Below are 10,525 nucleotides of genomic sequence, written 5' to 3'. Positions count from 1 at the left end.
GGGTGTGAGCAAAAAAGAATTTCTTGTTCAACTTTTGGAGAAAGAACTCTTTAAAGATTCAAAGAAGTAAGGAAAAAAACAAAATAAAAGGGCACTTTCCCTGCCAGGAAAGCATCCCATGTAGAACTCGTAAGGACCTCTATTATAACATGGGTTGCCCTCAAAAAACAGGAGGGTCTTATTATGGAACAAAGCGAAAAACTTTTAATGGGAATTGAACATATTTTGAGTGTAGCATCTGATTTAGTTGATGAAGTTGCTCGACTAAAACGTGTAGAAGAAGAATGCAAAATCCTGAAAGAAAAAGTATTTCTTAATCAATTTACCGTTGCTGAACAACAAGTTTTTGCGCTTGCTTTAGATGGATATTCTGGACGGGAAATGCAGTTAATTCTGTCTAAAGAAGAAGCCACAATCAAATCACAAAGACAAACGATTATACGCAAATTAGGTGTATCCTCCATGAAAGAAGCTGTTAAAAAATTTCAACATTTAGAGTACGAATCATCAAGAAAACTTCTTCAATCCCAATAAACTGACGTGACCTGCAGAGGGACTTCATATCGTCAGAATATACACAAAGAGTCACCTGTAAAGGAGACTTTATATCCACACTATATACCCAGAAAGGAACCTTAAGGTGTGCACCTAAGCAACTTTCGTGGTATCACGGTGAAGCTAGGCTCTGCCTAGCCCCACACACCCTGTGGGGGCAAAAACCCCTTATGCTCTTCAAGATGTTTTTTACGCTTTTTATGTTGATGCAATAAAAACACAGAAAAGGAGAACAAACATGGAGATTAAAGTGAGAAATGTATGTCCGGTTGCTGTAAGTAAAGTAGATCGTTTAGCCAAAGAAAAAGGTCTTTCTCGACAAGCTTTTTTGAAAGAACAAATTGAAACATTATCGATTATGGAAGAAGTAGAAAAGAGAGAACAAGCGATTGATGATTTGTATGATCGAACGATAGATACAATGCAAAGATGCTCAGATGCGATGGCAAATATGGATCGCACATTCAATAAACTCTTTGGAGAGGATGAAGAAGAATGACAGCAAGCAAACACAGAAGAATGATTTCTTTAAGTGAAGAGGCTGATGAATATCTTCATAAACATATGAAAGAAAGAGGCTATCGTTTTCCAGGGGATGCCATTGCAGATATCATTCGAAAATATGAACGATTAAAAAATAATGAACCTGATGAAACATTTTTAGATGCTGCTACAATTGACGCAATAGGTCAAGCTTACCTGAAAAGAGCAAGTGGATTTTATCAGTACTTAGACGATGAGTTAAGTGAGATAAAAGAAACGACAAAGAACACAGAAATAGACACTCGGGTATTAATGGAACTCGTTAATAATTTATATGACCATTTAAATATTCAAAAGTTTAAGTCCACACAGTTCGGTGAAACAGAGGCTACTAAGAAGGCCAAAAGAGTTGCACTACACAAGATTCAAGAAGAAAAAATGCAGTTCAGGGAAAAAAGAAAACGAGAAGCTGCAGAAGAAATGGACCATTTATTTGAAGATTAATCGTAGCGTTTATAAAAGCAGGCTTTAGCCTGCTTTTTCTGTTTTTATAATATAATGAGATGCAGATTTGTAGTAGCTACGTTTAATAAGGCCATTAATGAGTAAAAATAGCTTTCTTACCTATGCCTTGATAGATACATTACGTTTGTTTTATCAGAAACAAACTGTATAGTTCATTGCTGACACTTTTAACAGCCGTTGTGAGCTTCTAAGGATAAAGAAGGTGTAAAACTATTCAGAAGACATTAAAGAAGCTTATACAAAGCATAAGAACTTCCTGTACGATCTTTGAAGCCAGAACTATCCCTCTGCCTTTATAGTTAAAAGCTACCCCTATCATATTATGAGCATATTGAATAGGGTGATTTTTTCTCACCCCGTCTACCAAAAAAGGACTAGAAAAAATCACCCTACCCAGAATAGCTATTTACCCTTATCATTAAAAGTATACAAATTACCAGATCTTTAACGTTATAAAAATGGAGCATTATATCACACTTTTAACTATTTAGGGAGGGGTAAAAAAATACCCCTCCCCAGATTCCACAAATTCAGCTATGATGAAGTCGACTCCTAAAGAAATAACAAACGGATCGTAGCTAAAAATACTTGTTTTGATATATTTTGCTAATTTTTATTGAATTATGAGACTAGTTAACGCTATAATAAAACTAACAAAAACGTGCGGATAGAAAAAAGACTTCAACTGTTTAAGTAGTGTATCAGCACTCTTAAACCGTTCCCCCTAGTTACGGTAGGGAAAACACTTGTCGAAGTCTCTTGTTAATAGTGTAGTTTTGTATAAAATAAAACTTATGGCTTTATTTTATACGAAATTGACATCTATTTCAAGGGCTTAGTTCATCAAAATCACGGCATTGTTTTCCTTTCTTCAGGGAAACAGTGTCTTTTTTGTGTTCCTTAAAGGAGAAGATGAACAAATGACAAAGCTCTTTACCTGCTATTTACAAGATGTAAATACCTTCAATGGACGATTCACATGGTTATGGAAAGAAAAACCGACCCTTCGCAAAAAGAAAGAAGCGTTTTTAGAAACACTTCGTACTCATTTTAAACAACAACAATTGGCCTTACATAAAGAGTTCCCTAAAAAACGTATGGAAATGTTAGATTATGTAATTTATAATCTTGTAGCTACGGGTATTCAAGCGATCCGTTCAGAAACACTGATGAAAAAATTTAACGTATCTAAAAGTACGGTTTCCCGATTTGTGAAATCATTAAAAGATACACCCTTTATACTTGTGGCACGTTACATTAAAGAGGATACAACAGGTGCTCATCCTGACAGCTATGTATTTGTCCTTAAAAGCCATAAGAATTTTAATCAAATTTGTGATGAAATCTTTTTTGCCCATGATACAACTGGTGTCCAAACGCTTCAACAAGAAGAAATGACAACTCCTGTGACAACTCCTGTGACAAGTCCAGAAAGTGCCGAAAACGTTGATACACCAAGCTTTGAGGGCCAAAAAGAATCGTCCTCCTTTATTAACCTTGATTTACCTAAAAAGCATTTAAAGAATCATTTAATATCTGCTTCCCAGTCATTTGCTTATATCAAAGGTGTGCCTAAGAAAGTAAATAATGTGTATGCAGGTAAATATGGTCATCAACTAAAAGATTTTTATGCTCGTATTCAAAATGCTGCAAAAGCAGTAAAACGAGATACAGAGATTGAGATTATTAAAGAGCAAGTTCATGAAGTCGCTTATACAGCGATTGTAGGCTTAGATAAATATGTCCACGAGGCGAATCATAAGGGTACTACCCTATCACTGGATGAAATGTGCCGTTTAGTTTATCAAATTGCTTATAATCAATTTAGTAATCTACTAAAAGGAAATACAGAAGATCAACCATCTGAGTCAGACATACATACTAAAACTGAAACAGCAGCTCTATTTACGCCTAAACATATCATTCGTAAGGAATTGGTTCCTGCTTGGTTACAAGCTGAACAGGAGCAAAAAGAGCCTATACAAGATACAGCTATCTCTCTGGATCAACAGCTTGAAATGATTCAATTAAAGCAAGATTTAGGGCAAGAACTAACGCCAGAAGAAGAAAACTTACTCAAAGAGCATAGTTCTACGTACAGTTCGTTAGAAATGGCGCAATTGAAACAAGATCTAGGACAAGCCTTAACACCTGAAGAACAGGCTTTATTACACGAACATGCCCAATTACAAGGCACCGTTTCGTAATCAAAAAGTGAAGAAATCCCTTGGTAGCTGATGTTTAATAAGAGTATTATTATTTAGAAATATGTTCTAAATAATTAATATATAAATCTATGTAGGAGGAGATCACGATGCCCCATAAAATGACCCTAACAGGATCTGCGACAGGTCCCTTACGAGAATACGATCGCTACGTTGCCTTTGATATGCGTGAAAAAGGTTCACCTTCTGCGCCTAAAGGTCTGAAAAAGAGCACCTTTATTTCGTATACGGTGTTTGTTGCCAAGAAAGCCTTTAATAAAACCGGACTGACAAAAAAGAGTATTATGCATGAAAAGATCTTAGTTCAAGGGGAACCAACGTTAGATATTCCTATTGACGAGTGCCCTGGAGAAATTGGTATCATCTGCTTCCAGATTACCGTTCTCCCGAATAAAAACGATAAAGAAGCCAATGAGTCAAAAGATAAGAAAGAAGCCCAACAAGAGGTTTCTAAGGCTCAACAAGAGGTTGCAGCTACTAAGCAGGAGGAAAAGCAAGATTCTGTCTCTCAGCCTGTAGCAACAGAAACGAAAACTATACAGCCAGAAGTGAAAGAAACACCTGTTCAAGAGAAAAAGGCTGCGCCACAAAAGAAGCAGCAACCTATACAGCCCAAAGGGACAAAGGATGTCGTAAGTTTTGAGGACATTATCGTTCCTGAAGCCTTCTTAAAGACACGTCCAAACCCTGCGAAAACAGAAGAAGTCATTGAGTTTGTGAAGCGTACAGGACACCTTGACAAGCCTTTAACAATTGATAAAGAATCGAAAGTCTTAAAAGATGGATATCGTCGTTATATTGTAGCCAAAACTGTGAAGATGGATAAAGTTCCTGTGGTCTACGAATATCAAAAATAATTGAGCTTTTAAAAACCAGAAATTAAATCTGGACTTATTTTAGTAGAATTATCAAAGGAGTTGTCTAGTCCTATGGAAACAAAGGATATGGCTGAATTTTATCAAAAGCTAGAAATTGATAGGAATAACCCAAAAGATTATCTACTTAAAAAAATGAATGATTGGCCAGAGTTTCAATCATTCTGTTGTACAAAAACTGAAGTAGAAAAGTTGGTTAATCCACAGCACATCAATAATACACGTCACTCTAAGTATTCAAATCATTCACTTATAGAAGCTTTTGAAAAGTCAAATCAACCTGGTCGTTGTAGGAAGTTCTTAGATGACCCTAGTTATTTTTTAAAATACATGAAAAGCACTCCAGAGCAACGTGTAAAGATGAATGGGTTTGGCCTAGGCGGGAATACAATTATACTCAGTGAATATAAAGGGAAATTTTCTATTGGTGATGGAAATCATCGTGTATTGTTTGCAAAAGTAGCTAGAATTCCTTTGGTTTATGCTACAGTAAAGGTCTATACGCCTGATCCCAAAAGGACTGACCTATTTAAAAGGGCAAAAGCTATGGGAATAATTTTAAAGGATTATGTAGGAAATCCTAATTCGTGTGCAGCATACCTTGCAGATGAATTGGACTATAATCCACGTTGTGAACCCTATAGAACTTTTGAAGACCTAGAGAATATAGAAACTTCTTTGTTAGAAATACAAGAAGAACTATCACAGATTCAAACAAATGAATCGCACAAATCAAAATTTAGACAAATGCTTAATAAGGTTTTCTTCAGATAAATCTGTAAAAATGGATAAAGTTCCAGTTGTCTATGATTATCAGAAATAACGTACTATCTATGAAGGCAGCTATGAATACTAACTATATGCCAGACTATGGACTGCAAACATGGGCTTATCATCTAAGCATGAGCTACCCTTTTGATTTAAATTATTTATCGCCAGATGATCGAAGATATAATATTTACGTGGCTACACTTACCCCAAAATTAAGTATAGATGAAGATTCTGTTCAATTCTTTGAAGATTATATACGTTTTGACGTAATCGTTGGGACAGGAGAACATACTTCTAGAGAGACACTGGATATTTCTATTATTTCGGATGATATGCCAGAATTTGATCACAGAAAGTTTGAATTTGATTATGAGAAGCCACGTAAAGCGATGGTATTCACAGGTTGGGAGAAAGGCCCTGTCGAGTTAAATCTCCTTCATGTCTACCTTGAGGAATCAAAGTATTACCTAGATACAAAGATTGTTTATATTGGGCAAGCATTTGGAGAAAATGGAGAGCGCCTTCCTGCTGAAGAGTTAATGTCTGATCCTATGTTGCAGAAGGTAGAAGCTGATATTTTACGTAACTATCCTGAAAAAGATCTAGCCCTTCTACTATTGGAGTTCAAATCACAGTTATTAGAGGAAATAGACAGTGAGGACGAAGATCTGGTTCAACTACAGGAGATCACAAAGAATCTTCCTCTGGAATTAGATAATCAAATCTTAGACGCAACGGAAGCAGCTCTGATCAATTATTTCAAACCTGAGTACAATAAGAAGCTCAACAATGATTTTCCTAGTGTAGAAGTTTCCGGCTTACATTATCGTTCCGTCACTGTACAGGTTCATCCCGATATTATGGGATTAAAGCTATTCTCAAAGGAAAAGACATACCTATCAAATGAGCGCATTGTCTCTCCTCTTTTACATTCCAAAATTTAAGAGAAATTTTGGAGACCTATTGTCAAGTTTGTAATAGGTCTTTTTTTTATTACTAACAAACTAAAATACTACTCTATATAGTTGTTATTTTGTTATGATAGAAAGGATTGTACTACTGCTATAGCGAAACAAACAACAAGTGAAATCAAAGGAGGGTCGCTATGTCCAGTGAAGATAATTACTCAAAAGTGTATTATTCACCAAGCGATTTGATTGCTATGCTAGCTATAAAAGAATCTACTTTACGAAAGTATGCATATCAGCTTGAAAGAGCCGGATGGAGTTTTGGTAAAAACGATCAAGGTCATAGACAATATAGTGATAAAGACATTATGGCGATTCGAAGATTAATTAGTGCTAAAGTTAACACTAGCATGACGCTAGAACAAGCTGCAAACGAACTCGTACCAATACTTAAAGGAGAAGGTATAGCAGTACCCGTTACAGCAAATCAAACACAAAATGACCAGCATAATGGTGATATGGCAGCGTTGTCCAAACGTATAGATGAACAAACAGAACTGATTAATAAACAGACTGAGTTCATTAAGTTATTATCAGAACGTCTTGAAGAACGTGATACATATATACAAAAGAAATTTGAAGAACAGGATAAAAGGTTAATGGATCGCGATAATCGGCTTATGGAAGGTATAAGAATGCTTCAAGAGCAACGGGAAGAACAGAATGAATCCATGAAACTTATCGCAGCTGCTACAGATAAATTAGAAGAGCAAAAGAAACAAGGTTTTATCGCTCGTTTGTTTGGGAGAACATAAGGGAACGGTAAAACCTCTTTTGTTACTTGCATAGTTAAATATAAAATCTAAAATACGTTTCATAACCCCTTTTTAAATCTCAGAGGCAATCTGAGGTTTTTTGTTTTTTTATACTAGCACAATATTCTTTTCTACGTTATAGCGATTAAGAGCTGTTTTTTCGCTAAAAATTACTCGTTATAGCGATGTGTCGGTTAATGAAGTTTGTTTAAATAACATTTAATGATATTTTATAGCATAACCCGTTACAACCATTATAGCGTTATACGCATAGCATAACGATGATATATCACCGCTTTAGTTAACCTTTAGTTCAACATGAATTAGATTAAACAAAGATTTTGCTATTGTTAGTTAAACCCATTAATCTATTAAGTTCACTTATTCGATATCAAAAGGTGCTTCTTATAACTCAAGGTTAACTTACAATCTATTAAGTTCAACTTGAGTTATTAATCATATTTTTGTGTATATTTGGTATGATTACTTGGAATAAATATAAAAAACAAAAAAATATTCCAATATAAAAATAGCTTTTTAATTATTTTTCATCATTGTACAGAAGGAGATTCTCCTTTAAGTAAGATTTTCTATCTTTTAAATAGTTAAAAATCAAAACATAACCATAACAAAGACCGCCCATTATGTATTAGTGTATAAGGCGGTCTTAACTGTATTCATGCTATATGACTATTCCAAAAATATCGACAGGATACACAAATTGGCTTAATTTCTTCTATTCTATTCGAAATTCACCTCTTTATGCCCACTTTTTGCTTCACCTAGATGAAAGCAGGTTAAAGTAGGTGAAAATTGGACAGGATAATAGAAAAGGAGTGATGTAGAAATGTTACCATGGAATAATCCAAAACGTAGCAAATTCGGCAAGTGGCTAGATAGAGAAGGTATTGAGCAAACAGAGTTTGCAGAACGGGCAAAGGTTTCACGTAATACCGTTTGGCGCTTGTGTAATAAGAAAGATTACATACCAACACCTAAGATACTAAAAAAAATCATAGATACGGTAAAAAAAATTGATAAAAACAAAGATATAAATGACTTTTTTAATTAAAAATCCCCATGTTATTTAGTTATAACATGAGGTTATGGTTCTATTGAAGAATAAGCTTTGTTCCAGTGATTCTATTTAAACGTTAATCCTCTAATCTTTTTTAGGTGTATAATCTTAATCTTTATACTTTCTAATGCAGCCGTGATAATTATGTCAATTTGATCTTAACTCCACCAGAAGAAACATTGGTTCTTGATCTTGCTTCTTTTTGCGATTTTACAGGACTTTTGTATTTCTCCATCAGTTCGTGAATACTTGCTACCTGTATAACACGGATATGGTCTGAAGACATGGCATAACGAACGGGCGTAATCAAAATTATGGAAGGGAAAATAGCTGATCGGTCCTGAGGCTGCCAATGTAACGCCTGCCATTCATCCGAAAAGAAAAACTCTTCATAGAGGTTAATCTTCGCTTGCATTTTCTGTTCTGAATACTGATTTCGTTGAATTTCAATCCAAAACGGAGAGCCTTTAAAAATACAAAAGAGATCCGGTTCAATGCCTCCTTTTCTTCCAGTGGGCTTATCTTCGACAATAATCTGTTTAGGTGTGCTATACGTACATATTTGTTTATAGACATCCAAGATAGAAAGGAAATGTAATATTTTTTGAGAGTTCTTTTTGATTTTTGCATCCACAGGCAAATAGACCGTCGGAGAATACTGCTGTGTGCGTTCAATGAGCCCTAATCGATACAAACGTACCATCACGCTATTACATGCATTTACGGGCGATTTCAGTTGTTTAAAGATCAGGTCCACTAATGAGTCTCGATCCACGGCTCTAAATTGATTAATAAACGCTATGATGTCTTTATCACGTTGAGATAACCGGAAACTCATCGCTGCTCCTCCTTCTCTAATAAACCAAAAATAGACTGTGATACCACTTCTAGTTCTGGTTCAGGGTCTTTTACGAGCGTTTTATAAGGTGAAAGTATTTCCTTACAAGCTCCTTCATCTAAGAAGTAGGCTTGAAACTCTTTCACTTCATCAATTTTAATTTTCATACGACCCCTGGCTGCGGCATCAATTTCTTCGGCACCGATGACTCCGGCTACTTTTGCATTTATCGCATCGGCCTGCCTTCCAGAGATCCGAACTCGTAAGTTTGCTTTGAGTGCTGAATTTAATAAATCCGCATCTGGACGCTGCATGGCAATAATCGTATGAACACCTAGGGCACGACCTTGACTCGCAAATTGTTGAATCATCTCTACAAGATCCGTTTCTCTTTTTACAATGGACATTTCATCAATTACCACAACGATACGAGGCAGCTTAAAAGGGAGCCTGCTGATATGCGTCACACCGTGCTCTAACAATAAATCGCCTCTTCGATACATTTCAGCTCGTAATAAAGCAAAAGGTTTTCTCATGTCCTTTGCCTCAAAACAAAGCGCATCCACATGCTCAATCCCATGAAATAGCCCCAAATCTGCTCGTTTAAGATCCACCAACACTAAGCGCAAGTCTTCAGGAGAGGCATATTTCACCCATGTTGTGAGGATCACACGCATGAGACTGCTTTTTCCTGCTCCAATTTCACCAGCTATAAGCAAGGTTTCCAGATCCGCAAAGTCCCACGAAATGAAGTTTCCATAGATTTCTTGACCAATGCAGACAGGCAGCTCCATTTTCTCAATGTGAGGATGGATTGTTTCATAATCATATTTAAGCATGGTAGGTAAGTCTTTGTGATGAACGGTAATACTAAAGTTTTTTAAGCTGCCATTCACTTCAATATTGCTGCCTAATACTTGTCGTAATGCCCATCTTTTTTTCGTTAAGAGTTCAGGATCAATGCCATTAAGTAAAGAAAAGGCATACCGAGTATAGTTATTCTGGTGATCGATCTGATGGATCTTCGGAAATTGATAGGAGGTACGATCCCCACGCTTTATGACCCGATAAATTTCTGCTGTACGAAACGCTTTAATAAGCTTTCCACGCAATTTTAGTTTCTCAAACATCTAACCCCTCCTCAAAACATAAATGTCGCAAAGAAGTAAAGTAAGGCTCCATAAAAGGTGACGGGCAAGATAAACCGCATCACTTTTTCAAACTGACCAGCAAGATCCATTACACCCAATCCCTCTAATATCTGTTCAATTAATGCAATTCCTAAGACAATACCTCCTATGGTTAGAATGGTAGGATCAAGCATGGTAAGTGGACTAAAAGGAACAAACGAATAAGCTTTAAAAGGACGAGGTTTTATTGAGAAGGTTAAAGAAGGTTTATGAAAGAAGTTTCGAAAGTCAAACCATCGTGTTTTTCTCATGCTGGTACCTA

12 protein-coding genes are annotated in these 10,525 nt (G+C 35.9%); 9 read left to right on the top strand and 3 right to left on the bottom strand.

What is annotated here, in order from left to right; all coding sequences use genetic code 11:
• Positions 1 to 183: 183 nt before the first annotated feature.
• The 9 genes from OK414_RS29045 to OK414_RS29005 all read left to right on the top strand — a co-directional run bounded on the left by OK414_RS29045 (position 184) and on the right by OK414_RS29005 (position 8,229).
• Entirely contained in the window at positions 184 to 534 is a 351-nt protein-coding gene (locus OK414_RS29045) for a LuxR family transcriptional regulator (protein WP_047933791.1), read from the top strand.
• 259 nt (positions 535 to 793) lie between these two features.
• Positions 794 to 1,054: a hypothetical protein gene (locus OK414_RS29040; protein WP_263046137.1), complete on the top strand. Its 261-nt coding sequence runs from the start codon at positions 794 to 796 to the stop codon at positions 1,052 to 1,054.
• On the top strand, positions 1,051 to 1,542 hold the full coding sequence (locus tag OK414_RS29035) for a hypothetical protein (RefSeq protein ID WP_047933794.1): 492 nt from the start codon (positions 1,051 to 1,053) through the stop codon (positions 1,540 to 1,542). The genes OK414_RS29040 and OK414_RS29035 overlap by 4 nt, the downstream gene beginning before the upstream one ends.
• A gap of 941 nt (positions 1,543 to 2,483) precedes the next feature.
• Entirely contained in the window at positions 2,484 to 3,770 is a 1,287-nt protein-coding gene (locus OK414_RS29030) for a replication protein (protein WP_263046138.1), read from the top strand.
• A gap of 107 nt (positions 3,771 to 3,877) precedes the next feature.
• Entirely contained in the window at positions 3,878 to 4,645 is a 768-nt protein-coding gene (locus tag OK414_RS29025; protein WP_263046139.1) for a plasmid stabilization protein, read from the top strand.
• 72 nt (positions 4,646 to 4,717) lie between these two features.
• On the top strand, positions 4,718 to 5,437 hold the full coding sequence (locus OK414_RS29020; protein WP_263046140.1) for a hypothetical protein: 720 nt from the start codon (positions 4,718 to 4,720) through the stop codon (positions 5,435 to 5,437).
• Between the two features lie 71 nt (positions 5,438 to 5,508).
• Positions 5,509 to 6,378, top strand: coding sequence for a hypothetical protein (locus OK414_RS29015; protein WP_263046141.1), 870 nt, complete (start codon positions 5,509 to 5,511; stop codon positions 6,376 to 6,378).
• Positions 6,379 to 6,539: 161 nt separating this feature from the next.
• Entirely contained in the window at positions 6,540 to 7,157 is a 618-nt protein-coding gene (locus OK414_RS29010) for a hypothetical protein (protein ID WP_075422781.1), read from the top strand.
• Positions 7,158 to 8,004: 847 nt separating this feature from the next.
• Positions 8,005 to 8,229, top strand: a complete 225-nt coding sequence (locus tag OK414_RS29005; RefSeq protein ID WP_047933701.1) for a helix-turn-helix domain-containing protein — start codon at positions 8,005 to 8,007, stop codon at positions 8,227 to 8,229.
• A gap of 148 nt (positions 8,230 to 8,377) precedes the next feature.
• Here OK414_RS29005 and OK414_RS29000 read toward each other — a convergent pair whose 3' ends face one another.
• The 3 genes from OK414_RS29000 to OK414_RS28990 are packed head-to-tail and all read right to left on the bottom strand — an operon-like array spanning position 8,378 to position 10,514.
• Positions 8,378 to 9,073 (bottom strand): hypothetical protein, encoded by a 696-nt coding sequence (locus OK414_RS29000; RefSeq protein WP_263046142.1) that lies wholly within the window; start codon positions 9,071 to 9,073, stop codon positions 8,378 to 8,380.
• Complete coding sequence (locus tag OK414_RS28995) at positions 9,070 to 10,203, bottom strand: FtsK/SpoIIIE domain-containing protein (protein ID WP_263046143.1); 1,134 nt, start codon at positions 10,201 to 10,203, stop codon at positions 9,070 to 9,072. Before OK414_RS28995 ends, OK414_RS29000 begins: the two co-directional genes overlap by 4 nt.
• An 11-nt stretch (positions 10,204 to 10,214) precedes the next feature.
• Complete coding sequence (locus tag OK414_RS28990; protein WP_263046144.1) at positions 10,215 to 10,514, bottom strand: hypothetical protein; 300 nt, start codon at positions 10,512 to 10,514, stop codon at positions 10,215 to 10,217.
• Positions 10,515 to 10,525: the final 11 nt, after the last annotated feature.

It is taken from the genome of Priestia sp. JV24 (assembly GCF_025910025.1).
Classification (GTDB): Bacteria; Bacillota; Bacilli; order Bacillales; family Bacillaceae_H; genus Priestia; species Priestia megaterium.
The sequence above is the reverse complement of the archived record's forward strand: the minus strand, read 5'-3'. Positions and strand labels throughout refer to the sequence as shown.

What these genes read in the sequence shown, in the direction of transcription:
- OK414_RS29045 (WP_047933791.1), top strand. Translation starts at nt 184, where the DNA reads ATGGAACAAAGCGAAAAACTTTTAATGGGAATTGAACATATTTTGAGT.
- OK414_RS29040 (WP_263046137.1), top strand. Translation starts at nt 794, where the DNA reads ATGGAGATTAAAGTGAGAAATGTATGTCCGGTTGCTGTAAGTAAAGTA.
- OK414_RS29035 (WP_047933794.1), top strand. Translation starts at nt 1,051, where the DNA reads ATGACAGCAAGCAAACACAGAAGAATGATTTCTTTAAGTGAAGAGGCT.
- OK414_RS29030 (WP_263046138.1), top strand. Translation starts at nt 2,484, where the DNA reads ATGACAAAGCTCTTTACCTGCTATTTACAAGATGTAAATACCTTCAAT.
- OK414_RS29025 (WP_263046139.1), top strand. Translation starts at nt 3,878, where the DNA reads ATGCCCCATAAAATGACCCTAACAGGATCTGCGACAGGTCCCTTACGA.
- OK414_RS29020 (WP_263046140.1), top strand. Translation starts at nt 4,718, where the DNA reads ATGGAAACAAAGGATATGGCTGAATTTTATCAAAAGCTAGAAATTGAT.
- OK414_RS29015 (WP_263046141.1), top strand. Translation starts at nt 5,509, where the DNA reads ATGAATACTAACTATATGCCAGACTATGGACTGCAAACATGGGCTTAT.
- OK414_RS29010 (WP_075422781.1), top strand. Translation starts at nt 6,540, where the DNA reads ATGTCCAGTGAAGATAATTACTCAAAAGTGTATTATTCACCAAGCGAT.
- OK414_RS29005 (WP_047933701.1), top strand. Translation starts at nt 8,005, where the DNA reads ATGTTACCATGGAATAATCCAAAACGTAGCAAATTCGGCAAGTGGCTA.
- OK414_RS29000 (WP_263046142.1), bottom strand. Translation starts at nt 9,073, where the DNA reads ATGAGTTTCCGGTTATCTCAACGTGATAAAGACATCATAGCGTTTATT.
- OK414_RS28995 (WP_263046143.1), bottom strand. Translation starts at nt 10,203, where the DNA reads ATGTTTGAGAAACTAAAATTGCGTGGAAAGCTTATTAAAGCGTTTCGT.
- OK414_RS28990 (WP_263046144.1), bottom strand. Translation starts at nt 10,514, where the DNA reads ATGAGAAAAACACGATGGTTTGACTTTCGAAACTTCTTTCATAAACCT.